Genomic DNA, 23,842 nt, shown 5'->3' with positions numbered 1-23,842 from the left:
AAAACCCTGTTTTTTATAAGGAAATTTCCTATTCTTTTTTCACGGTTACACTATTTGCCTGCGCATTGGGGAGTACCAATAGATCTGCAATATTTACATGTTGAGGTCTCGAAACAGCAAAATATATGATTTCGGCAATATCTTTAGCTTGTAAGGCCTCATATCCTGTATAAACAGTATCTGCTATAGCATCACCTTTAAAACGTACTTCAGAGAATTCAGTTTCTACGAGTCCAGGGTTTATAGCACCCACCTTAATACCATGTGTGTTTAGATCAATTCGCATCCCTTTGGTAATGGCATCTACTGCGTATTTACTGCCACAATAGACATTTCCTTTAGGATATACCTCTTTTCCTGCCAAAGAACCTATGTTGATAATATGACCACTTTGCTGCTCAATCATACCCAGAATTACAGCTTTACTCACATATAACAATCCTTTCACATTACTGTCTAACATTGCATCCCAATCATCTAAACTTCCATCTTGAATAAAATCTAAGCCATGTGCATTTCCAGCATTATTAATTAAAATATCAATATTCTTAAAGTTTTGAGGCAACGAAGAAATACTTTTTAAGACATCTTCTCGATTACTAACATCAAAATTTAAAGTGTGTACTCTAACTTTTTCAGCCAGATTGGCTTTTAAAAGATCCAATCGATCCTGCCTACGTCCACAAAGAATTAGATTAATATTGTGCTTAGCAAATTCTTCAGCTGTAGCCCAACCAATACCGCTTGTAGCACCTGTAATTAATGCTGTTTTACTCATAATCTCAAGTTTTATTTGCTTTAAATTTAGGGAATTTGACAGCAAAAAAATTAACAGTATGAGAATAAAAATATAAAAATGTCGTTTTTACTGAAAGTGATTTTTATATTTATCTTCCCTAATTGGTATGGAAATTGTTTATTAGAGGGTAATTAAGGGTAGTAACTACCTGAAAATTAAGACAGAAAATATGAAAAAACAACTACTAATTATAACCTTGGTTTGTTTGATATCTTTTGGTTTTCTAAACTTTAATCTACAAGAAGATCGTTGGAAAGCTCCAGAAGAAGCAAAAGCAATTAAAAATCCTGTGGCGAAAATTGATAGAATGGTCTCTGCAAACAAGGGAAAACGTATCTTTAAGACGCGCTGCATGATATGCCATGGACCTGAAGGTCTTGGTAATGGTGCTGGAGGAAAAGCCTTAAATCCCAAACCTCAAAATCTAACCTCGGCAGAAGTACAAAATCAAACAGACGGTGAACTCTTTTGGAAGGTTTCTAAAGGTAGAAATGCGATGATAAAATGGGAGCCCATTCTCTCTGAAGCAGAGCGTTGGGACGTGCTAAACTATGTGAGAACGTTAGACGACAATTAATTAATTGTATTTCAATTTTCTAAGCACCCGTAATACATCCTTAAACTTTATATACGCTGTTTTATCCTCTAATTTTCTTAAGAAAGGCTTTGCATCCTGTAATTTGTTTTTGGCGCCATCAAATCCGCTTAAAGCACAAATAAGGTAGGTTGTAGGTAGATGTTGTAGGTCTTTTGTTTCATTTTTTGAAATAGCTAATCCTTTTTTAAGCTTTTCTACAATAGTATTATTACTATTGTATAGATGTTTTAGCACAACAGGATCAAATTCTGGTGGCTCAAAAAGTAATTCTGTGGCAATATCATGGGTGCCATTATCTTTAAAGTGTATAATTGTTTTCTCTAATGGATATTGTTTAAAATCGGGTTGAATTCCTAATTGAATATACTCTGTAATGATAAAAGATTGCTCGTTGTAATTTATCTTAACCAAATCTAGTGCTGAATAGAATAATCGTACCTGTTCGTTAATTAAAGCGATATCAACTCTCGAAAAATAAACATCACCATTTATTTTTTCAGGTAAACCCGCCCAACAAACCACAAACTTGTCTTTAAAGACTTTGTATTGTGGGTTTAATTCGCTAGCATGTGAATTTATAAAGTCAAATACGCCATGCAAAGTTAATTCTATGTTATTGGTAGCATTTCTTTCAATAGCCTCTACAATCGACTTATTCGTACTTTTAAGTTCAAAAAAAGAATTTGCAGGCATAGAGTTACTACCTACTCGTTGAAATATCGTATCTCGAGGATATTTCCAGATTGTTTTCTTTAAAGATGTAACTTCATTGATAGGATGAATCGTTACTAACCCAACAACTTTATGACGTGAAAGCCTAGGAAATGAAACATTTTCGTATTGAATTTTTGGAGGATTGATAAAGTAGGCATTTATGAGATTTTGAATTTTACTGTCATCAAAAAAATCAACACCTATAATTTTGCTTCCTCTATCTTGAACTCCTACGATGATGTATGAATTATTTTCAGGATTTGAGTTCGAGAGCGCACAAACATGTTTTAAAAATTTAGCTTTTCCTTCTTTAGAACTAAAATCTAAACGCAGCTTTTTATCATAAAAACTGTTCTCATCATTAAAGGCGAGTAAGTTTTTAATTAAAAGACGTTTATTGATCATACTAGTAGGAATTACAATAAGGTAAAGAGGATCTTTTGCAAGATAATTATTAGATAGATTATACGCTATTTTTTTCTATTATGAAATAATTATTGTATGTCCCTTTTATGTCATCAACATATTTTAAAGCGTCATTTCAAATTTATTTCGGAATCTCATCATTCAATAAATTAAGTATTTACAATGAGAACCTGAAATAAGTTCAGGTTGACGAACACCTTTTATGACCCTTTACGGATAATCAAAATAATTATACATAAAAAAACCGCCTCGTGTTACTGAGGCGGCATTGGTTGAAATACATCAACCAAAATCAACTAACCAAACCTTATCTTTATACTTTTTTAGTAGTACTTCGTGTTTTTGATTTGCGATTTGTTTTAAATCGCTTGGTATTTCTTACGTTCTTTTCACCATTTCCATTCTTAAATTGAATGTTTCCTCTTCCTATAAATTCGTAAGTTGTACCAGAATTAGGATGGTATAATTCTATTTTACCATCATCTATAACGGTTAACTCAAACTCTTCATTGTCTGAAAAATCATAAGCTAGTGTTAAAATTTTCAGATCATCATATCCAGTTACATCATACACTTCATAATCTCCGATGTAATCCCAATTAATTAAATCAATATTCGTGCCATTTTGATCTTCTGAAGATCTAAATACGCTAGTATTTCCATCAGGTGTAAACTCTAAAAAGTTTTCATAATCAAACTCATTTGATTCACCAGCATTCGTTGTAAATTTTTCCCAAGCAACATATTCTTGTAAGAAATATTCAATATTATCATAGAAAACTTGGTCATAATCAAAATTGCTTTTAAAATATCCTAATAAATAATAACTAGTATTTGTAAACGTATCTATTATTTTAATTTCGTCTGACGAAAGTTGAACCACTTGCAAGTCAATGAACCCATCTTCATTATGGTCTATTTCTAGCACACCATTTCTAGTATCATAAAAACCAATTTGGTAACCCAAGCCGTTTCCAGTTGCTCCAAGACCTACCAAATTGTTGTTAGCATATAAACGGCCATTTTGAAAAGAAATTGTGAAAGCCTTAGATAAAAAAGGAACGTCACCACTACCTGTTGTTCTGTTGTAATCTACATACCATAAATCGTATGAAGTAACAAGCTGCTCTAATGAAATAGTATCATCGATAATATCATCGCCGATGGCTACTACACATGAACTTAATAAGGTTGAGGTTAGAAAAAGTCCTATAAGTAATTTTAAAGCTTTCATAAGCACAGATTTTAAAGTTTCTGTTAGATAGAAATCAAATGCTATGCCAAAAAAAATTATTGGTAGAAAATAGCCTTAGCTTTTTTTAGATCTTTAATTATGAAATAACGCTTTTCTTCGTTTTTTATATAGCTTACAACAGCTTCATTCTCGGCTATCTTAAAAGGAATTTCTTTTTGCTTTGAAGGAGGTCTGTTACCAAATTCTTCTTTAGGATCAGAAGAAATAATCATATCGCTTGGAGGTAATTTTTTATCGATAAAATTTGCAGATAAAGTGAATCGGTTATTGCTTTTTGAGGTATCAAGTTTTACTACTTTATTGTTAAAATAAAGAGAATCAAAAGTGATGCTTGCCGACGGTTTTTTAAGGGTAATAGTAACCAAAACCCCTTTTACTCCTGGTCGACCGCCCGTCCATTCTTGAAAAGTACTGTTAGTAATGGTAACAGGAGGTTTTTTGTCAAACTTTTTATTTTCGCATTGAGAGAAGCTCATCAGAATAAAAAATAAAGGTAACGAAAGTAATTTTAGTTTTTTCATATGTCTGCTTTAAGCACTAAAATAGCAAATTAAGTGCCAAAACTTAATAAGCACGACGTTTGTTTCCTTCATAGAAATTAACAAATGCTCTATTTACCACTTTTGTTCCGCCTATGGTAGGATATTTTCCTGTAAAGTACCAATCACCTAAATTTTTTGGACACGCTTTGTGTAAACCTTCAATAGATTGAAAAATAACGTTTACTTCAGCTTTTATATCCTCTGTTCTTAATAGCTGAGCAATCTTATTAGATATTTGTTCTGCGGTAAAAGGTTTATAAATAGCACGCACATAATTTTCTAATGCATTGTCAGGAACAGTATCTTGATTTTTACATTTTTGATATACTTCTTCAACAATATGGTATTGATCTGTATCTTTAAGTAATTCTATAGTCGCTTTAAAAGCGATAAATTCATCGATGCGTGCCATATCAATGCCATAGCAATCGGGATATCGAATTTGTGGAGCAGAAGAAACCACAACTATTTTTTTAGGATTTAGTCTATCTAAAATTTTAATAATACTCTTTTTAAGCGTGGTGCCTCGAACAATGCTGTCATCGATAATCACTAAATTATCTGTAGGTTTAACAACGCCATAGGTAACATCGTAAACATGTGCTACGAGATCATCACGACTCGAATCATCTGCAATAAAAGTTCTTAGTTTGGCATCTTTAATGGCTATTTTTTCAATACGGGCTCGTTCAGTTAAAACTTCAGTTACTTTTTCGACAGAAATAGAGCGTTGTCCTTTTAAAATTGTCTGTAATTTGTTTTCAATCAAATAAGCATCGGCAGCTTGCGCAATTCCAAAAAAAGAAGTCTCGGCTGTATTTGGGATATATGAAAATACTGAATTATTTACATCATTATTAATAGCCTTCAATACTTTAGGGAATAAATATTTCCCTAAATTTTTACGCTCTTCATAGATTTCTGCATCATTACCTCTAGAAAAATAAATCCGCTCGAAAGAGCATGATTTTTTGGGTAATTGCTCTTTTATTTGTTCAACAGTAGCAGTTCCGCTCTTTTTAATGATTAAAGCATGCCCTCTTTCTAACTCTTTAACATTATTATAATCTACATTAAAAACCGTTTGAATGGCAGGCCTTTCTGAAGCAACAACAATCACTTCATCATCTTTATAATAATACGCCGGTCGAATACCTGAAGGGTCTCTAAAAACAAAAGCATCACCGTGACCGATCATGCCGACCATAGCATACCCACCATCCCAGTTTTTAGAAGCACGCTGCAGAACATTTTTTACATCTAGCTCTTCTTCTATAACTGGAGAAGCATCTTTTTTTGTAATCCCTCTTTCCTTACAACTTTGATATAAATTCTGTACTTCATCATCTAGAAAATGACCAATCTTTTCCATAATAGTCACAGTGTCGGTATTTTCTTTTGGATGTTGACCTAGTTCTATTAACTCTTCTAATAATTCGTTTGCATTGGTCATGTTGAAGTTACCAGCAACAATGAGGTTCTTATGCTTCCAGTTATTTTGGCGCAAAAACGGATGTACACTTTCAATGCTATTTTTACCAAAGGTACCGTAACGCAAATGTCCTAAGAAAATATTACCTACATAAGGCATATTTTCTAATTGCCATTCAGCATCATTCACTTTGTCAGGATATTTTTCTAAAACAGTATTTAAACGTTCATTAATCTGCCCAAAAATATCTTGTATAGGGGCTTGCTTGTTCGAACGAACCCTACTTATATAACGAGTACCAGGAGGCACATCGAATTTTACACTTGCGAACCCTGCGCCATCTTGACCACGGTTATGTTGTTTTTCCATCATTAGATACATCTTATTGATTCCGTAGAATGATGTACCATATTTTTTTTGATAGTAATCTAGTGGTTTTAGTAATCTAACTAAGGCAATACCACATTCGTGCTTTATAGCGTCGCTCATAAATGACTATAAACAAAAATCCGCACTTAATGGCGCGGATATATTAATGTAATTCAATTTCAAACTGTGTTAACTGCTTAAATGCAATTAAACGTTTTTGTACTTCTTGCTTTGTGAGGTTTTGCATGCGCTCTGTACCAAACTTCTCTACACAGAAAGAAGCCAAGTTAGAACCATAAATCACAGCATTTTTCATATTTTCAAACGAGATATCTTCGGTAGCAGCAATATATCCAGCAAAACCACCAGCAAATGTGTCTCCCGCTCCTGTAGGATCAAACACTTCAGCTAAAGGCAAGGCTGGTGCATAAAACATATTATCTTCATTAAATAGTAAAGCTCCGTGCTCTCCTTTTTTAATAACTACATATTTTGGTCCCATCTCATGTATTTTCTTAGCGGCATTTACCAATGAATATTCGCCACTTAACTGTCTAGCTTCCTCATCATTAATCGTAATAACATCAATTCGCTTTATTACTTTGAGTAAATCTTCTAAGGCAGAATCCATCCAAAAGTTCATAGTGTCTAAAATGATTAATTTAGGCTTTTCAGACATTTGATCTAGCACAGATGCTTGTGTTTGTGGGTGTAAATTACCAAGCATAACAACTGGCGCATCTTTAAAGGCATTGGGTACTACAGGATTAAAATCTTCTAATGTATTGAGTTCAGTCAACAAGGTGTCACGGGAGTTCATATCATTATGGTAACGACCACTCCAAAAGAACGTTTTTCCTCCTTTTACAATTTCTATCCCCGAAGTATCAATATTGCGATCATTTAACATCTTGAGGTATGCTTGAGGCATATCATCACCGACAATAGAAACAATACCAGTTTTAATACCAAATTGAGAAGCGGCTAATCCTACGAAAGTAGCAGAGCCACCTAATATTTTATCAGTCTTTCCGAAAGGAGTTTCAATGGCATCGAAAGCTACGGTACCAACTGCTAATAATTTACCCATTCTTGTTTTTTTAACGTAATTTTGCCGTCTTATATGCTATTACAGCCTCCAGCTGTGCAAAAATAAGTTTAAAAAATGACTATCAAAGAAATACAAGCAGAAATTGTAGATGAGTTTTCAATGTTCGATGATTGGATGGAAAGATATGAACATTTAATAGGTTTAGGGAAGTCATTACCCTTAATTGATGAACAATTTAAAATTGAAAATAATATCATTAAGGGTTGCCAATCGAAAGTATGGCTTCAAGGTGAGTTGAATGGAGATAAAGTGATTTATACGGCAGATAGTGATGCTATTTTAACAAAAGGGTTGGTGGCTTTATTGCTGCGAGCTTTTTCTAACCATACGCCACAAGAGATTATTAAAGCCGATACTGATTTTATCGATGAAATTGGGTTAAAGGAGCATCTGAGCCCCACAAGAGCGAATGGGTTGGTTTCTATGTTGAAACAGATTAAGCTATACGCAGTCGCTTTTCAGGCAAAATTAGCGCAATAGTAGTACATTTGTAGTAATAAAATATGGATTATGACAGCAGTAGAAGTTCAAGAAGTCGGAGACAAGATTGTAGATGTATTAAAGACTATTTATGATCCTGAAATTCCAGTAGATATTTATGAGTTAGGGTTAATCTATGATGTTTTTGTAAATGAAAACAAAGAGGCGAAAATATTGATGACGTTAACCTCACCGAATTGCCCAGTAGCAGAAACACTACCTGTTGAGGTTGAAGAAAAAGTAAAACAGTTAAGTGAAATAGATGAAGCTGAAGTGGAGATTACTTTTGATCCACCTTGGACTCAAGATATGATGAGTGAAGAAGCAAAATTAGAACTTGGGTTTTTATAGACTTTCGAATAATTAAAAAATGGCAGAAGAAATTGTCAATAGAGTTTCCCAGAGCAAATTAGCCACCATAGACCTTGAAGACTTTTATCCTGAAGGAAAAAGAGTATCGCTTGACATTTCAGAATGGTTATACGAAGGCTTATTATTACGAGAAAAAGATTTTCGCCTAAGTCTAGAAAGTCACAACTGGCAACAATATGAAAATAGTTATGTAGCATTAACCTGTAGTACAGATGCAATTATACCTTCATGGGCCTATTTATTAATTACTACTCGATTAGGTCACTTTGCAAAAAAAATTGTAGTGGGTGATTTAGCGCTGCTTGAAACGACTATTTTTCAAGAAATAATTGAGACAATAAATGTTGAAAATTATAGAGACAAGCCTGTAATCATTAAAGGCTGTTCTAATAAGCCAATACCAGAAACTTCATCAGTGCAGCTTGTTGAAAAACTTTTACCCGTAGTCAAATCGATTATGTTTGGTGAAGCATGTTCTACTGTGCCTTTATACAAGAAAAAAGTAAATATTGACGTGACTTAACACGACACGATGTGTCTATGTTATAAAAATAGCGTAATATTGCACGCAATAAATTAAAAAATTAATTATAAACATTTAACAATGAGAAAATTAGTATTTGTATTTGCTATGATGTTAGGGGTAGCATCATTCGCTCAAACAAAGGAAGAATTGAAATCTCAATTAACAGCTAAGAAAGATTCAATTGCGAAACTTCAAGGCGAGGCAGATGCCATTCAAGGCAAACTAGATACATACCCTGGTTGGAAAAAAGGAGCTTTTGGTACTATTGGTGCAAATCTTCAAGGCTTTAACGATTGGTATTCTAATACGGCACCAAACTCTTCTACTGGTAACATAGGTGTTACAGTTAATGGTTTTGCAAATCTTGATAGAGAAAATTTTTTCTGGAGAAACTCGGGTAATATCAACTTAGCTTGGGTAAAGAATGATAATAAAGATATTGAAACTGACAGCGAAGATTTTGACGGAACAACAGATGTATTCACGATTAATTCTCTTTATGGATATAAATTAAGTGATACATGGGCAGTTTCTGCTTTGGGTGAATATAGAACATCAATTATCAATAATTTTAATGATCCTGGGTTTTTAGACTTAGGTGTGGGAGCAACATGGACACCACTTCAAAACTTAGTAGTTGTTATACATCCGTTAAACTATAATTTTGTTTTTGCTGATAACGAGGCTGTATTTGACTCATCTTTAGGTGCTAAGATCGTTGCAGATTATACTGATAAATTGGGCCCAGTAAACTTTAAGTCTAACTTATCTACATTTCAGAGTTATAAAAGTGGAGATTTATCTAACTGGACTTGGATCAATTCATTCGGTTATACTTTCTGGAAAGGAATTGGTTTAGGGTTTGAATTCGGTTTAAGAGGAAACAAGCAAGAAGGATTGAATAATTTACAAACTAGAGCAATCGACCCAATACCTAATGCAACATTTAATGATGTTGACAACAAAGTACAATCATATTGGTTATTTGGTTTAAATTATTCTCTTTAATCGATAATTATTTTGATTATCCGTAAAGAGTCATAAAAGGTGTTCGTCAACCTGAACTTGTTTCAGGATCTCATTGTAAATACTTGATTTATTGAATGATGAGATTTCGAAATAAATTCGGAATGACGCTTTAAAATATATTGATGACATAAAACGGACATACAATATAGTTAGTAATAAAATTGAAAGTCCAGATTTTTTTCTGGACTTTTTTTATGCGCTGAATTCTTGTTACTTTAGCCATTAAACAAAACGACCATATGGGCTTACTCATTTTTTATGCAATCATTTCGATTTTCTTCTCTTTTTTGTGTTCAATTCTAGAAGCAGTATTACTAAGCGTTACCCCGACTTTTATTAATGTTAAAAAAGCTGAAGGAAAAGAGTATGCAAATTCTTTAGAAGAGCTTAAAAAAGATGTTGATAAACCCCTTATAGCTATTCTAACGCTTAATACCATTGCACATACGGTTGGTGCTATCTTGGTTGGGGTACAAGCAAAAGTTGCGTATGTAGAATTGTATGGTTCAAAAGCAAGAACTTTTTTAGGGATTGAAATGACTGAAGATATCATGGTAGGTGTGGTTTCTTCAATAATGACAATTTTGATATTAGTAGCTTCTGAGATTATACCAAAAACTATTGGTGCTACCTATTGGAAACAACTAGCTAATTTTACCACAAAGGCATTAAAAGTCTTAATATTTCCACTAAAATGGACAGGCATTTTGTGGCTATTACAACTCACTACAAAGCTTATTGGAGGTAAAGGTCATCATGGTAGTGTACTAAGCAGAGAAGATTTTCATGCCATGGCTGATATTGCTCAAGAGGAAGGTGTTTTTGAAGAATCAGAATCTACAGTAATAAAGAATTTGTTGAATTTTAAGTCGGTGTTGGCAAAAGATGTTATGACGCCCAAAACAGTGTTAAAAATGGCGTCAGAAGAGCAAACGGTTAAAGACTTTTTTGATGAAAATAAAGAGTTGCGTTTTTCAAGAATACCCATCTATCAAGGTACTAGAGATCACGTAACAGGCTATGTGTTAAAAGACGAAATTTTTAAAGAGGTAGCTGAAGATCACGATGCTAAAAAATTAAAAGATTTGAATAGAATTATTACTATCGTAGATAGAAATACACCAATTCCAACATTATTTGAAACACTAGTTGAAGCTAAAGAGCATGCCGCATTGGTTGTTGACGAATATGGTTCTGTTAGTGGTTTGGTCACCATGGAAGACGTTATTGAAACCTTATTAGGTCTTGAAATTATGGATGAGAGCGACAAAGATTCAGATATGCAACAACTCGCCCGTAAGAATTGGGAGAAACGTGCGAAACGATTAGGGATTATTAATGAGGATAATACTGAAAGCTAATATTTAAAACTGCAGAAGAACCTATTGATATTCCTGATATAAAAAGTCATTATATGGAAAACGAGTAATGTGAATCTTCTTTACAGCTTCAAAAACTTTTTCCCGAAATTCTTCTAGATTTTCTTTATTTAACGCTGAAATGAATAAACAGTTATCACCTAATTGTGCCATCCATGTTTTTTTCCATTCATCGAGTGTGAAGTGTGCTTTTGTTTTTTCTGTTACCAAATCATCTTCATCAATGGTATCATGTGTGTAAGAATCAATCTTATTAAAAACCATTAGTGTCGGTTTATCTAAGCTTTTAATTTCGTCTAATATGGTATTCACAGACTCAATGTGTTCTTCGAAGTTAGCATGAGAAATATCAACAACATGTAATAAAAGATCCGCTTCGCGCACCTCATCTAAGGTTGATTTAAACGATTCTACCAATTGTGTAGGCAGTTTTCTTATAAATCCTACAGTATCAGATAATAAAAATGGAATATTTCGAATAACCACTTTTCGTACGGTAGTATCTAGGGTTGCAAAGAGTTTATTTTCAGCAAAAACATCACTTTTACTCACAACATTCATAAGTGTTGATTTTCCCACATTTGTGTATCCAACCAAAGCAACGCGTACTAGTTTTCCTCGATTTCCGCGTTGCACAGCCATTTGCTTATCGATGGTTTTGAGCTTCTTTTTTAGTAAGGCAATTTTATCACGTACGATACGTCTATCGGTTTCTATTTCTGTTTCACCAGGGCCACGCATACCAATACCACCACGTTGTCTTTCTAAATGCGTCCATAATCCGGCAAGGCGAGGTAACAGATATTGATATTGCGCCAATTCAACTTGAGTTCTGGCATAATGTGTTTGTGCACGTTGCGCAAAAATATCTAAAATGAGACTCGTTCTATCTAGTATTTTACAACGTAAAATGCGTTCAATGTTTTTCTGTTGCGCAGGTGTTAATTCGTCATCAAAAATTACCGATCCAATTTCATTATTTTCAACATATTCTTGAACCTGCTCCATTTTACCAGTACCAATAAAGGTTTTAGGATTTGGCGCATCTATTTTTTGTGTAAAACGTTTTACTACTTGACCCCCAGCCGTAAAGGTTAAAAACTCTAATTCATCTAAGTATTCTTTAGATTTTTCTTCGTCTTGATGTTGATTAATTACACCAACTAAAACCGCTTTTTCGAAATCTAAACTTTTCTTTTCTATCATAGGGCAAAGGTATAAAGTTTAGCGATTTTTTGTACTTTTCGTTCCCTTTTAACGCACTATCTTGAAAGAAAACATAAAAGATCTATATACTATTGCTTTTTACAACTTAGAAAATCTATTCGATACTATTGATGATCCCAACACTTTGGATGATGATTTTACACCAGAAGGAAGGAAAAAATGGAATGAAAAGCGCTACAGTAGAAAACTAAAAAAATTAGGATCAGTTATTTCTCAAATTGGAGCAGAAAATATAGAAATTCCCCCCGTACTTGTAGGCGTTGCAGAGGTAGAAAACGATACCGTTTTGAGAGATCTTGTTAATACCAAAGAACTCGCTCCATACCATTATGATATTGTACATCATGATTCTAATGATGAACGCGGTATTGAAGTTGGATTGATCTATCAAAAAGAACATTTTGAAGTCATAAAATCAGAAGCGTTTTCTCTATTACTATACAATAGTAAAGGAGAGCGTGATTATACGCGCGATATATTACTTGTAAAAGGGAAATTAAAAGGTGAGTTAATGTATGTGCTTATTAATCACTGGCCATCACGAAGAAAAGGTACTCAAGAAACCGAATATAAACGTATTATCGCAGCCAAAAACAATCATAAAATTATTGATGAAATTTATACGGAAACAACAGATGCAAAGATTTTAATCTTAGGAGATTTTAATGATAACCCGAATAGCCCTAGTTTAAAACATCATTTGGTTTCCGAAAAATTTTACAACCCTTTTGAATCACTTTTTGATAAGGGTAGAGGTACTGCCACACACGAAAGAGCTTGGCATTTATTTGATCAAATAATAATAAGTAAAAACTTTTTTATTGAGCATGAAGGGTTGGTTTATAGAAGGGCCGAAATCTTTGATGAACACTTTTTAAAACAGTGGAAAGGGAAACGTAAAGGAAGTCCTTTTCGAACCTATATTGGTAAATGGTACCAAGGGGGCATCAGCGATCATTTCCCAGTTTATATTACACTAGAGTATAAAGCGTATTAGTTTATTAACCTCATAAAAAAGTATTTGAACGTTTATAAGTTACCATTTATCGAAAAGAATATAATGACCTTTGATTAGGTTATATATTTGTAGTGTTAGCAATAACAAAGAGTAAAAAATATTATAAAGGGGAGAAAAAAGAAGGGCTATAACTGCATAAGTCTCTTCTTTTTTCATTTTATAACGATAATGAGTAAATTTAAAGATTTAGGAAGACTCGATAGACGTGAAATAAAATGGGCAAGTACTGTTTTGGCTTTAATTGGTGTTGGCCTATACTTCTACTCCCTACTAATTAATTATGCGAACCCAAATGTTATAGAAATAAAATGGGCAAGAAATATTTTTTCTTTACTTTTTATTATGGCTGCTCTAGCTCCTATGACAAAAAAGAATTGGGTTCTTGAAAATTACGGCTGGTTTATATTTCTTCCACTTTTCTTTTTTGGTCATTACCTTATTTATATGACGAGTCTAAATAAATTTTCTACAGATTTTTTATTAGGAACCTATATTGTTTTTTTTGGATCGCTATTATTAATTAATAGCAGATTCTTGCTTTTAATTTGTTCAGGAACCGAATTTCTTCATATTCTTTGGTGTGTAACAAATACCGATGTTGATTTTATAACCGAAAGCGCAGTTATAATATCAATTACAACCATTTTTACCTTCTCTTTTTTAGTGGTTAACAATATTATAAGGCATAGAGAACATTTAGAGTTTATTAGTGATGCATTAGAAAAGAGAGTTCAAGAACGAACTAAAGATTTAGAGAATTATTCGAAAGAATTGTTTGAAAAAAATGAAGACTTAGAAGATTTTGCATCGGTTATTTCGCATGATTTAAAGTCTCCTTTAAGAAATATTCATTCGCTATCAAGCTGGTTGTTAGAAGATAATAAAGATAAGTTTGACCAACAGACAAATGAGAACTTAGAAACCATAAAGGAGCAAGTTTATCAAATGGACCTTTTAATAGACGGAGTATTGAACTATTCTCTTAAAAATGAAACGTATGATTCTCGTAAGGAAGTCTCAGTACAAAAACTTATTCATAAAATAGGAGCTATTCATAAGAATAAAAACTGTGAAATAATTACATTAAAAAAACTTCCAAAAATTTATTTTGATGAAGCGCAGATTTTTCAGGTTTTTCACAACTTAATTCAAAATGCTATTTCATATAATGATAAGAAGAAAACAGAAATACGAATTAACTATGAAAGTAACGAAACGACGCATCTCTTTTTTGTTAAGGATAATGGACCTGGAATTGAAGAGAAATACTTTGAAAGAATATTTCAGTTATTTCAACAGTTAGGTGAGAAAAGAAAAAAAGGTTCGGTTGGATTAGGCTTAGCCATCACAAAGAAAATAATCAATAGAAATGGAGGAGAAATTTGGTTAAAGAGTAAGAAAGGAAAAGGAACTACTTTTTATTTTAGTCTGCCTAAGTTTAAAGGGTCGAAAGAAGTAAACATTCGAACGTAATATAGGTGCCATTTATCGAAAAAACAATACATAAGATTAATCGAGTTGTACTTTTGAAGTGTTAGTAATAACAAAGAGTAAAAATAATATAAAGGGGAGAAAAGAGAAGGGTTGCAAAGATAGCAGTCTTTCTCTTTCTATTTTAGGTATAAAAAACCCCCAAGAAATCCTTGAGGGCTTTGCTTATAAATAGATTCTTATTATCTAACTCCTGGGGTAAAATTACCTGGAGCATCTTGAGGCTCATTGGTGGTTCCGGCATCACCAGAGTCGTTCCAAATATCCCATTCAGCAAAAGTATAGGTAGCATTTCCTTCAGTAACCGTAGCTTTTCTATTAGCACGTCCGTCTTCAAACTCATGGTTAGTACCAGTACCATCTTCACCAGGAACACCAAAAACATCGATTACGGTTCCAAAAGGATCTACTAATTCTAAATTATCATCACCGTTAGAATCAACAACAGCAGTATTTGAAACCAAATCGGCAGCTAATCCATAAACAGATTGAAATTCAGTACCGTCTTTTGCAATCACAAAAGTGCTTCCAGCTTTAATTACACTACCCGTTAAGTCGATGGTAGATGTAAAGTCGGTATTACCATTGGTATATCTTCGAATTACCCACCCGGTTAAATCTAAATCCTCAGAATCAGAATTAAACAATTCAACAAACCTTGCATTTGCATTGTTATTAGGGTCTGCTAATTCTGAGAAAAATATTTTAGTTGAGGTAGTACCACTAGGAGTTGTTGTACAGCGTGTTTCTGTAAGACCGACTGCATCACTAGCATTTCTTAACGTTAACTGTGGCGAATCAAACTCAGAAGCAATACCAATAATAGATCCGTTACCTGTAGGATATGTTTCGCTGGCAAATGTTGCATTATTATCTGTAAAAATCGAGAAGTTATCAGTACAATCGGTTATTGTATTCGATCCACCAAAAGTTCCACTCTCTACATCAAATTGAACACCATCAATTTGTACCAATTGACTTTCAAAGTCTCCTGATAGTAATTGCGTAATCGTTATTAAAGCAGGAGCAGGTAAAGTTCCCGCACCAACACTTTGGGCATTAGTTAAAGGAGCATTCACTTGAAGTAATCCTCTAAACTCGCTTAAAGTAGCACCTTGAATAACGACTTCAATCTCTTGACCTAAATCAAATGCATGATCTGTATCAAAACGCACTACAATACCGCCTGTACCATCTTGAATAAACAAATTTCTTCCTGTGACAGTTCCTGTAGTTCTATCAGAAGTAACCACACCTTGAATTTTTAAAGCTTCAGTTATATCAGTATTTGAACCTGTAAATAAGGCTCTTACCGTTGATATGTCTGTTTTTACTCCAGTTACTTCACAGCGTTCACCAGTTAATCCAGCCGTACCTTCGGCATTTCTAAGAATTAATTGTGGGTCATTAAACACAGATGCAATACCTTCAATAGTTCCGTTACCGGTTGGTAAAGTTGCATCAGCAAAAGAAGCATTACTACTTGTGAATATAGATACTGTATTTGAACAATCTGTTATATTTTGACTTCCTGAGAAAGTACCTGTTTCAGCTTCAAACTGGACAGCTTCCACCTGTACAAGTTGAGATTCAAAATTACCTGTTAACAAGTCAGCAACAGAAATTAATGTTGCAGCAGGTAAATCAATACCATCAGCCACCAATTCAATGTTTTCATTTTGAGTTACGTTTACTTGTAAAAGTCCTCTAAACTCACTTAGTACAACATCTTTTAGGCTAACCTTAACTTGGTCACCGCTTACCATAGTTCCTGCAGATGATAATCTTATTGCAATAGCCCCTGTTTCGTCTTGAATGAAAGCATTTCTATTTGAAATATTATCCTCATCAACACCAGACATCGTAATGATACCTTCTATAAATTCATCATCGGTTATATTGGTGTCAGAACCTGTAAATTTAGCCCTGGTGTCTGCTATTGAAACTTTTGTTCCCGTTACGCTTGATGCAAATCCTATACGGACTCTATCTCCGCCTAAATTAATATCCTCTGCAGTTCTTGCTAAAAGCTGATATGTGCTAGCAAATTTTGTTAAAACACCACGAATCGTTCCGTTTTGACCTGATACTGTTGCTCCTGCAAAATCAGCAAATGAGCTCGTTCTAAATATAACTGTCGCACCACTTGCATCTTGTATGTCATAATTTGTTGCGCCCCCCAATACATTCTCCTCATCATAAAAAGGTTTACCAATAGCAGACTCTTCGAATTGAGCTCCTGAAAATTCAACAAGTGTATTCAAGTAATTATCATTAATATCACTAATACTAATTTTATTTACTAAGTCTTCTTCAGCAACTTCGTCACACGATTTGATGATTACTTCACCAAAAGCATTTTCAGAAATTCTACCTACACTATCTTCAAAAAGAGCACCTACTTCTAAAGCATCAAAATCAATTTGTGTATATAGACCATTTAATTTTACATATACTTTTCTACCAGGATTGTAAATTGTATATAAATCTGTTTGATCTATAGCAACACTAAAACCTCTAGAGCCATCTAATGTTTGTAAATGTAAGTTCTTAAAGAAATTACCTCCTTGATCACTTGAAACCACATACGCTTCTATTACATCATCAGCAGTATATTGCGTTGCAGTGGTGGTTGTTGCATCAAAAACTTCTTGAACAGTTTTATTTGCACTTTCGGTGTCATTACATACAACTGGAGGAATACCAAAATCGTCATCTTCAACACACGAATTAAAAAGACCAACAGCTAAGAAAGCGATGATCAGATATTTGAATTTATACATTGTTTTCATTTTTTATTGTTTGTTTTATTAAAAGCTAACAGCAAAGTTTACGAAGTAAGTTCTTCCGAAACCATACCAATATTTATTACCAAAATTACGTTGAGCAGAACCATTTGCGGTATCTTCAACTAAATCGACATAATTTGCAGTTCTAGATTGCTCATAACCACCAGTTCTAAAAGTTTGATCAAATACATTATTGATGCTGGCAAATACACTAATGTAAGTACCCTTTACTCTCCATGACTTACCCCCAGCAAGATTGAAAAGATAATAACTATCAAATTTTTCTTGCTGTAATAAGTTTCTAGCCAATTCTAAATCAATATTGTCAACCGGCAATCCAGAAGGATCGTCAGGGTTTATATAAAAATTACTTGTCCTCGTAATGGTCGAAATATCTACATACGTATCTCCCAAGTAATTTCCTGTAGCATTAATCCACCAAAATTTAGGACTTCTATACTCTAAGCCCAAAGAATAAGCTTGTTGAGGGCCATTGGCAACTCTATAATCTTTTATGAAAGTTTCACCTAAATCTGCAAAACCAGTAGTATTAATAAGATCTTGATTAAAACCAGCAGTGTCAAAATTAATTCCAACATTAGCATTGTCGGTATATGTATGTTGCCCTACAGCTGCAACAGCAGAAGCTTTAATGGTTGGTGTAATTTGGTATTCTAAACCAAACTCTGCCCCTATATGTCTTTTATTAACATTATTTACAACTTCTTGAAAGAAATCAGATCCAGAACCACTCTGAGCAAAGAAAAAATTAATGTCAGTTCCATCTTTAAAATCAGTGAAATATCCTGTAAGACGTGCCTTAACTTTTGGCGAGCGAATGATATAACTTGCTTCTAAAGAAGATATTTTCTCACTATCAATATCATTAACAGTATTATTATTTTCTCTTGAATTTATAAATGAGTTTCTAATGGTGGGAGCTTTGGTTAGATAACCTCCATTAACCATTAACAGGTGACGTCCCGTAATTTTATAAGTAATACCACCCTTAACACCAAAATCGCTAAAAGTTAATTTTTCACTTTTGCCAAAAGAATTATTTTCAAAATTTTGATTTAAAAATTTACCATCTCTTTGGTAACTAGTATTTGTATATGAACCACTCACAAAAAAGTCAGCCTTATCATAGCTAAACTGTAATTGCGCAAATGTGTTTATCTGGTCAGAATTAATGTCATAATTATACCTTATACGATCATCTACACCTTTTTCTATCGAACCATTTACATCATTTCTAGCAGGATTACCATTTATTAATGAAAAAGGATTTACATCGGCATAGTATTCTGCTCCTAATAAATCGATAGGAGTTGCGAAGTTTTGTGATTTTAAATTTTTATAGGAAGCACCAAAATCTAATATGGTATTATCATTTATTTTAGTGTTTACAACAGAATTAATAGCTAATAAGTTGTCATCTGTTCTATCTTCATATAATGTATACCTTGCAGCTCCCGCATCTGGAATATTCAAAGTATTTCTATTTGCGTCATACAAAGCATTCCAATCTATTTGAGGATTTTCAGCAATGGTTGGTAAATATCTCCAATAATTCGGAGTTGGATTAGGCGCATTGGCAAAATCTAATCGACTACGCCCTTGTTTACCAAACTGATAAGCAACACTTGTAGTAATACTTGTTCTATCACTTTCGAAAAAGTGGCTTAACATAAAAATTGGTTCTTTAATTTCACGTACTCTCGAATTACGAATCTCCCCATCTTGCTCACCCCAATATGGATTATATTCTCTACCTAAAGCATTAAAAGTTCTTTCAGTAATGGCAGTAGATGATCCTCTTCGATTAGGAGAGAACATGGCAGTAGCATTGATACTATTTTTATCATTAAGTTTATATTCTAGAGCTCCAAAAACACTAAAAGCATCATATAAAGTACCATCAATATACCCTTCCTCAGCCCATCTTCTTGAGGCCGAAATGGTGTACGCTAAACCGTTTTTTTGTAAGCCAGAGCTATAGGTAACCATTCCCCTTCCCCCATACGTTCTGTTAGAATAAGAACCCGAAACACGCAAACCGGGTCTATAACCTGAAGCTCTTGTTGAAATGTTCGTAGTACCCAGAATACCTCCAAAAGTATAATTAGATGGTGCTAAACCAGTCGTTAATTCTTGATTTCTGGTTACGTCATTTAGACCACCCCAGTTGTTCCATTGCGGACGCCCAGTTAGAAGCTTATTCATTTGAACGCCATTCACTAAAACGGTAGCGTTTTGAGAATCATAACCTCTAATTCTAAAAAATGCCTGACCAAAATCAAATGCCGCTCGATTCTGAAAAACATCACGCGAAGCTTGTAGCAAACCAGCAGTGTTTTCAGCTCTTCCATCGTCGTCATTTAGGTCATCTTCTGTTAATGAAATAAGACCACTATCTTCTTCAGCAATAGTAAGATCAACAAACAATAGTATAGTTCCTAAATCAACAGTATTTCCCTCTTCAATAGTTACAGGAAAGCTCTGAGTTTCATAACCATCAAAACTTATTTTTACAACCTGATCTCCGAGAGGAACATTATTTAGGATAAAATTACCTTCAGTATCAGTTTGAGATGATAATGAAGTTTCATTTAAAATAACTGTAACATTAGCAAGTGGGTCTTGTGATTCAGAATCCACAACTTTCCCTTTTACAGAACTAAGCGTTTGCGCTATAGTCATGCTCAAGAAAAAGATACTAAAACACAGTGTTAATGTGACTTTTCTCATAAAATTAAATAAATTAGTTATGCATGCATAACAAAACATGCGAGCACAAAGCTACAATTTTTACTCACTTTTTTAAATTAATTAATTGTAAATAATCATTTTGACTTAAAAATTGTTTTTACTTTTGCCGCAAATAGGAATCTTATGAAATTAACAATTTTATCGCTTTTATTTTTTATTGTAAGCTTTGGTTTTTCACAAGAAAAAAAGAAACAATATGATATTAGAACCATCGCTTTTTATAATGTAGAAAACTTGTTTGATACGATTAATGATCCTAGAAAGTTTGATGATGACAGAACTCCTGAAGGAAAAGACAAATACACCTCTAAAATTTACTGGGATAAAATTGCTAAATTGAGTAAAGTACTTAGTGAGATAGGAGAAGAAGATACAAAAACAAGCCCCGCAATTATTGGGCTATGCGAAGTTGAGAATAAAAAAGTTATAGAAGACTTAATTGCTTCAGAAAAGTTGAAAAGCAAACACTATGGCATCGTTCATTACGAATCTCCTGATGAAAGAGGAATTGACGTAGCGTTGCTATATCAAAAACGATACTTTAAACCCATTACCCATTCATCTCATACACTTTACATTACTAGAAATAAAGATAATTCTAAACGAGATTATACAAGAGATCAATTACTGGTATCAGGATTATTGGATGGAGAGCTTATCCATATTATGGTAAATCATTGGCCATCAAGAAGTGGAGGAGAAGCCCGCAGCCAATATAAACGTATCGCTGCAGCCAAACTGAATAGAAAAATTATAGATTCACTTCAAATAATAAACCCTAAGGCAAAAATTATTACCATGGGAGATTTTAATGATGATCCCACGAATGAAAGTGTGAAAGAAATTTTAGGTGCTGAGGGAAAGAAAGCAAAAGTTAAGAAAGCTATTGGGCTTTATAATCCGATGTATGATATGCACCGAAGAGGTTTTAATACGCTCGCTTACAGAGACGGATTAAACTTATTTGACCAGATCATTTTCTCGCAACCCTTACTGGAAAAAGAATATGATTCCTATAGATTTTACAAAGCTGGTATTTTTAACAAGCGCTATTTAACGAGTTCAAAAGGACGTTTTAAAGGATACCCTTTTAGAAGTTATAGCTTTAACACGTATCAAGGTGGATATAGTGATCATTTCCCAGTATATGTTTATTTGATAAGAGAAAAAGAATAAGGCATAGTTTTTGTTAACTTTGAGTTAATGAAAAATACGTACTCTTTACTAGCCGCATTTCTATTAATTTCCTTGACTGTTTATTCGCAAAGCCCAAAAGAAGATTGGGTGACCTATGTTATAAAGAAAGATAAAGGTCCCATGACTGTTTCCTCAAATTTGTATTATAACTTTATGGGGAAGCCAAACTATAAGAATTTATTGGTAGTAGGTACCAGCACCAAGAACTGCTTAAAAAATGGTTACCCAGATTATTTAGGGCTAGCAAAATTTTATTCTTTTTCAGACTCTATTTCTAACAGATTAGAAAGACTAACAAAAAGTAGGTTAGTAGGCGTTTTGACGTATCAGTGTTCGGGTTTTGATGTGTATTATGTAAAAGACACTACTAATATTAGAAAGAACTTACAGCGCTTTTTAGAGTATAACCATGCATTGTCTAAGAACTATTTATTGATAAAGAATGATAAAAAATGGAAGTATTATAAAGAAAATTTAATTCCGAAAGACCTTTCAGACAATTTCTTTACCAATCATGATTATTTGAATCAATTAGTTGCTGAAGGTGATGATCTTTCTGGGCTTAGAAAAGTAAATCATTGGATTAATTTTAGAAAAGCAAAGCATCGGGACAAGTTTATACAAAAAATAAAGCCACTCGAGTTTGTCTTAGATTCAATGAGAACTACTAAGAGCTCTTTTCCATTGCAGATAAAAATCTCGAGAAAAGATTCGATAGCTCCACAAACGATACAAAAGCTTACGACAGATTTGTTCAAATTGTCGTTAATGTTCAACGGACTCTATGATGGATGGGGCGTAGAAGCCTTAAAAGAAGAATAATCTTAGAAAATAAAACGAGATAAATTTAGTTATATAAACAGCTAAACATTTAATTATCTCACTATGCGTTGCATACAATTTTCAATTTTTACACTACTTCTATTTATAAGTGTGTCTTTATTTGCACAAAAAGTACATTATAAAGACAAATATTATACGCTAGTTAATCATAAAATATTCCATCGAGGTTACAATGTGTATGCACAGCTTACCGAGGGTCAGAAAGATACCATTTATATGATTGCTACAGAGTTATATAACGATAGAGGTAAACTAAAACCAAAATACAAAAAGCGAAGAGGAAGTAGTAAATATAAATTACCAGAAGGGTATTGGGAGCATAAAGAAAAAGAGCTAGCTCAAAACGCAAACATGAACACAAAAAGTGTGGCCTTAACGGAAAATAATGCAACTCAAACAAACACTGAGTCGGTTTCTAAGAAAGAAGAGTTAGCACAAGAATCAACTTCAGAAAGACTACAAGAAATTGCTGATGAACAAAAAACCATAGTAGCATCTAATGAAAAGCAAGAAAGTCAGCAAAATGAGAAAACAGTAAAGAAAGATGTATCTCAAAACAAAAGTATTGAAGAGGATGTAGCGGAAAAAGCAAAAACAAAAAACAACGGCGAAAAACGAAAAGAATCAAACAAAATAAAAGATTCATCACAAAAGCCAGAGGCAAAAGAAACAAAAACATCAGGCAATCATTACAAAGAAAAAAGTGATAAAAAAACGAATCAAAAAGCTGAAAAGCAGCTAAAAGAAAAAGAGAAAAGGGTCTCTAACAAGATTGAAAAACAAAAGAAACAAATAGAGCGTTCAGTAGAAAAAGCCAATGAAAAGCTTGACAGAACCACAAAAGAGGTTGAGAAGCAGCAAACGAAACTTGAGAAGAGAGGAAGAGCTCTAGAAAAAACAGAGAAAAGTGCTGCTAAAAAACAAAAAAATATAGCTGTAAAGGAAGCTGCTATTGTTGCTACAGCCGCAGCTTTAGTATCTAAAAAAACAGCAGGCTTTGGTACAATCTATTTTAAAATCAATAAAGAAAAAACAGAAGCAAACCAGTATGGAGATATTTTGTTATTTTTCGATGTCATCAATAATTCAGATAAAGATTTAGTAATTTTAAAACCTAATAATTCAGTTGGTAATAGAATCAATTTTTTCTCAAATACGATAGAATGTATTAATGTGCCTTCGGCTAGCGTTGTTAATGATACTGAAGAAGCTGAAGTAATCGAAAAAGATTTCGTAACCATACCTGCGAATTCAAAAATTGAATTCTTTATAAACGGTAAATATCAGAATGCATTGGCTTGTAATGATGAAGATGTTGTTATTCAATTACAATACAATCCTTTTAAAAATGCTGAAGAAGGAGTAGAACAAACGCCTTACATGAAGAAAAAATTTAAAAAGGTATTCGCAAAGATTACGCCGATTAAAATTGAAAGTGAGAACGTAAAATTCAAATTAAATAAACAGTAAATT

The 23,842-nt window shown here is 33.3% G+C and carries 20 protein-coding genes; 11 read left to right on the top strand and 9 right to left on the bottom strand.

Annotation, left to right across the window (positions count from 1 at the left end):
- Positions 1-28: 28 nt before the first annotated feature.
- A complete protein-coding gene (locus AC1EUY_RS04295) occupies positions 29-778 on the bottom strand; it encodes an SDR family NAD(P)-dependent oxidoreductase (RefSeq protein ID WP_480194270.1) in 750 nt (249 codons plus the stop codon).
- Positions 779-968: 190 nt separating this feature from the next.
- On the opposite strand from AC1EUY_RS04295, the gene AC1EUY_RS04290 reads away from it, so the two are divergent.
- Complete coding sequence (locus tag AC1EUY_RS04290; RefSeq protein WP_480194269.1) at positions 969-1,376, top strand: c-type cytochrome; 408 nt, start codon at positions 969-971, stop codon at positions 1,374-1,376.
- On the opposite strand, the gene AC1EUY_RS04285 is transcribed toward AC1EUY_RS04290, so the two are convergent.
- The 5 genes from AC1EUY_RS04285 to AC1EUY_RS04265 form a co-directional block, all read right to left on the bottom strand.
- Entirely contained in the window at positions 1,377-2,516 is a 1,140-nt protein-coding gene (locus AC1EUY_RS04285; protein ID WP_480194268.1) for a DUF5929 domain-containing protein, read from the bottom strand.
- A 334-nt stretch (positions 2,517-2,850) separates the two neighbouring features.
- The gene (locus tag AC1EUY_RS04280; protein ID WP_480194267.1) at positions 2,851-3,771 is read right to left on the bottom strand and encodes a hypothetical protein; all 921 of its coding nucleotides are present in this window, start codon (positions 3,769-3,771) and stop codon (positions 2,851-2,853) included.
- A gap of 56 nt (positions 3,772-3,827) precedes the next feature.
- The gene (locus tag AC1EUY_RS04275; RefSeq protein ID WP_480194266.1) at positions 3,828-4,313 is read right to left on the bottom strand and encodes a hypothetical protein; all 486 of its coding nucleotides are present in this window, start codon (positions 4,311-4,313) and stop codon (positions 3,828-3,830) included.
- Between the two features lie 43 nt (positions 4,314-4,356).
- Complete coding sequence (locus tag AC1EUY_RS04270; RefSeq protein WP_480194265.1) at positions 4,357-6,255, bottom strand: amidophosphoribosyltransferase; 1,899 nt, start codon at positions 6,253-6,255, stop codon at positions 4,357-4,359.
- Positions 6,256-6,298: 43 nt separating this feature from the next.
- The gene (locus AC1EUY_RS04265) at positions 6,299-7,225 is read right to left on the bottom strand and encodes a PfkB family carbohydrate kinase (protein WP_480194264.1); all 927 of its coding nucleotides are present in this window, start codon (positions 7,223-7,225) and stop codon (positions 6,299-6,301) included.
- Between the two features lie 75 nt (positions 7,226-7,300).
- On the opposite strand from AC1EUY_RS04265, the gene AC1EUY_RS04260 reads away from it, so the two are divergent.
- From AC1EUY_RS04260 to AC1EUY_RS04240, 5 genes are all read left to right on the top strand, one after another.
- Positions 7,301-7,726, top strand: a complete 426-nt coding sequence (locus tag AC1EUY_RS04260; protein WP_480194263.1) for a SufE family protein — start codon at positions 7,301-7,303, stop codon at positions 7,724-7,726.
- A 30-nt stretch (positions 7,727-7,756) separates the two neighbouring features.
- Entirely contained in the window at positions 7,757-8,077 is a 321-nt protein-coding gene (locus AC1EUY_RS04255; protein WP_480194262.1) for an iron-sulfur cluster assembly protein, read from the top strand.
- A 19-nt stretch (positions 8,078-8,096) separates the two neighbouring features.
- Positions 8,097-8,621, top strand: coding sequence for a DUF2480 family protein (locus AC1EUY_RS04250; RefSeq protein WP_480194261.1), 525 nt, complete (start codon positions 8,097-8,099; stop codon positions 8,619-8,621).
- 81 nt (positions 8,622-8,702) lie between these two features.
- Entirely contained in the window at positions 8,703-9,632 is a 930-nt protein-coding gene (locus tag AC1EUY_RS04245) for a DUF3078 domain-containing protein (protein WP_480194260.1), read from the top strand.
- 260 nt (positions 9,633-9,892) lie between these two features.
- Entirely contained in the window at positions 9,893-11,014 is a 1,122-nt protein-coding gene (locus AC1EUY_RS04240) for a CNNM domain-containing protein (RefSeq protein WP_480194259.1), read from the top strand.
- A 21-nt stretch (positions 11,015-11,035) separates the two neighbouring features.
- Here AC1EUY_RS04240 and hflX read toward each other — a convergent pair whose 3' ends face one another.
- Positions 11,036-12,238 (bottom strand): GTPase HflX, encoded by a 1,203-nt coding sequence (hflX, locus tag AC1EUY_RS04235; protein ID WP_480194258.1) that lies wholly within the window; start codon positions 12,236-12,238, stop codon positions 11,036-11,038.
- 61 nt (positions 12,239-12,299) lie between these two features.
- On the opposite strand from hflX, the gene AC1EUY_RS04230 reads away from it, so the two are divergent.
- Together AC1EUY_RS04230 and AC1EUY_RS04225 are read left to right on the top strand one after the other, a co-directional pair.
- Positions 12,300-13,256 carry an endonuclease/exonuclease/phosphatase family protein gene (locus AC1EUY_RS04230; protein ID WP_480194257.1) on the top strand — a complete coding sequence of 319 codons (957 nt, stop codon included), beginning with the start codon at positions 12,300-12,302 and terminating at the stop codon, positions 13,254-13,256.
- Positions 13,257-13,445: 189 nt separating this feature from the next.
- Positions 13,446-14,750 carry a sensor histidine kinase gene (locus AC1EUY_RS04225; protein WP_480194256.1) on the top strand — a complete coding sequence of 435 codons (1,305 nt, stop codon included), beginning with the start codon at positions 13,446-13,448 and terminating at the stop codon, positions 14,748-14,750.
- 200 nt (positions 14,751-14,950) lie between these two features.
- Here AC1EUY_RS04225 and AC1EUY_RS04220 read toward each other — a convergent pair whose 3' ends face one another.
- Together AC1EUY_RS04220 and AC1EUY_RS04215 are read right to left on the bottom strand one after the other, a co-directional pair.
- A complete protein-coding gene (locus tag AC1EUY_RS04220; protein WP_480194255.1) occupies positions 14,951-17,551 on the bottom strand; it encodes a DUF5689 domain-containing protein in 2,601 nt (866 codons plus the stop codon).
- Between the two features lie 27 nt (positions 17,552-17,578).
- Positions 17,579-20,308, bottom strand: coding sequence for a carboxypeptidase-like regulatory domain-containing protein (locus AC1EUY_RS04215; RefSeq protein ID WP_480194254.1), 2,730 nt, complete (start codon positions 20,306-20,308; stop codon positions 17,579-17,581).
- Positions 20,309-20,452: 144 nt separating this feature from the next.
- Here AC1EUY_RS04215 and AC1EUY_RS04210 point away from each other — a divergent pair, with 144 nt between their 5' ends.
- The 3 genes from AC1EUY_RS04210 to AC1EUY_RS04200 all read left to right on the top strand — a co-directional run bounded on the left by AC1EUY_RS04210 (position 20,453) and on the right by AC1EUY_RS04200 (position 23,839).
- Positions 20,453-21,505 (top strand): endonuclease/exonuclease/phosphatase family protein, encoded by a 1,053-nt coding sequence (locus tag AC1EUY_RS04210; protein ID WP_480194253.1) that lies wholly within the window; start codon positions 20,453-20,455, stop codon positions 21,503-21,505.
- 27 nt (positions 21,506-21,532) lie between these two features.
- Positions 21,533-22,348 carry a DUF695 domain-containing protein gene (locus AC1EUY_RS04205; protein ID WP_480194252.1) on the top strand — a complete coding sequence of 272 codons (816 nt, stop codon included), beginning with the start codon at positions 21,533-21,535 and terminating at the stop codon, positions 22,346-22,348.
- Between the two features lie 63 nt (positions 22,349-22,411).
- Positions 22,412-23,839, top strand: a complete 1,428-nt coding sequence (locus AC1EUY_RS04200; RefSeq protein ID WP_480194251.1) for a hypothetical protein — start codon at positions 22,412-22,414, stop codon at positions 23,837-23,839.
- Positions 23,840-23,842: the final 3 nt, after the last annotated feature.

The sequence above is a fragment of the Maritimimonas sp. 2210JD6-3 genome, assembly GCF_056591795.1.
The sequence above is the reverse complement of the archived record's forward strand: the minus strand, read 5'-3'. Positions and strand labels throughout refer to the sequence as shown.

What these genes read in the sequence shown, in the direction of transcription:
- AC1EUY_RS04200 (WP_480194251.1), top strand. Translation starts at nt 22,412, where the DNA reads ATGCGTTGCATACAATTTTCAATTTTTACACTACTTCTATTTATAAGT.
- AC1EUY_RS04215 (WP_480194254.1), bottom strand. Translation starts at nt 20,308, where the DNA reads ATGAGAAAAGTCACATTAACACTGTGTTTTAGTATCTTTTTCTTGAGC.
- AC1EUY_RS04225 (WP_480194256.1), top strand. Translation starts at nt 13,446, where the DNA reads ATGAGTAAATTTAAAGATTTAGGAAGACTCGATAGACGTGAAATAAAA.
- hflX (WP_480194258.1), bottom strand. Translation starts at nt 12,238, where the DNA reads ATGATAGAAAAGAAAAGTTTAGATTTCGAAAAAGCGGTTTTAGTTGGT.
- AC1EUY_RS04295 (WP_480194270.1), bottom strand. Translation starts at nt 778, where the DNA reads ATGAGTAAAACAGCATTAATTACAGGTGCTACAAGCGGTATTGGTTGG.
- AC1EUY_RS04220 (WP_480194255.1), bottom strand. Translation starts at nt 17,551, where the DNA reads ATGTATAAATTCAAATATCTGATCATCGCTTTCTTAGCTGTTGGTCTT.
- AC1EUY_RS04290 (WP_480194269.1), top strand. Translation starts at nt 969, where the DNA reads ATGAAAAAACAACTACTAATTATAACCTTGGTTTGTTTGATATCTTTT.
- AC1EUY_RS04240 (WP_480194259.1), top strand. Translation starts at nt 9,893, where the DNA reads ATGGGCTTACTCATTTTTTATGCAATCATTTCGATTTTCTTCTCTTTT.
- AC1EUY_RS04210 (WP_480194253.1), top strand. Translation starts at nt 20,453, where the DNA reads ATGAAATTAACAATTTTATCGCTTTTATTTTTTATTGTAAGCTTTGGT.
- AC1EUY_RS04255 (WP_480194262.1), top strand. Translation starts at nt 7,757, where the DNA reads ATGACAGCAGTAGAAGTTCAAGAAGTCGGAGACAAGATTGTAGATGTA.
- AC1EUY_RS04270 (WP_480194265.1), bottom strand. Translation starts at nt 6,255, where the DNA reads ATGAGCGACGCTATAAAGCACGAATGTGGTATTGCCTTAGTTAGATTA.
- AC1EUY_RS04280 (WP_480194267.1), bottom strand. Translation starts at nt 3,771, where the DNA reads ATGAAAGCTTTAAAATTACTTATAGGACTTTTTCTAACCTCAACCTTA.
- AC1EUY_RS04250 (WP_480194261.1), top strand. Translation starts at nt 8,097, where the DNA reads ATGGCAGAAGAAATTGTCAATAGAGTTTCCCAGAGCAAATTAGCCACC.
- AC1EUY_RS04205 (WP_480194252.1), top strand. Translation starts at nt 21,533, where the DNA reads ATGAAAAATACGTACTCTTTACTAGCCGCATTTCTATTAATTTCCTTG.
- AC1EUY_RS04245 (WP_480194260.1), top strand. Translation starts at nt 8,703, where the DNA reads ATGAGAAAATTAGTATTTGTATTTGCTATGATGTTAGGGGTAGCATCA.
- AC1EUY_RS04260 (WP_480194263.1), top strand. Translation starts at nt 7,301, where the DNA reads ATGACTATCAAAGAAATACAAGCAGAAATTGTAGATGAGTTTTCAATG.
- AC1EUY_RS04275 (WP_480194266.1), bottom strand. Translation starts at nt 4,313, where the DNA reads ATGAAAAAACTAAAATTACTTTCGTTACCTTTATTTTTTATTCTGATG.
- AC1EUY_RS04265 (WP_480194264.1), bottom strand. Translation starts at nt 7,225, where the DNA reads ATGGGTAAATTATTAGCAGTTGGTACCGTAGCTTTCGATGCCATTGAA.
- AC1EUY_RS04285 (WP_480194268.1), bottom strand. Translation starts at nt 2,516, where the DNA reads ATGATCAATAAACGTCTTTTAATTAAAAACTTACTCGCCTTTAATGAT.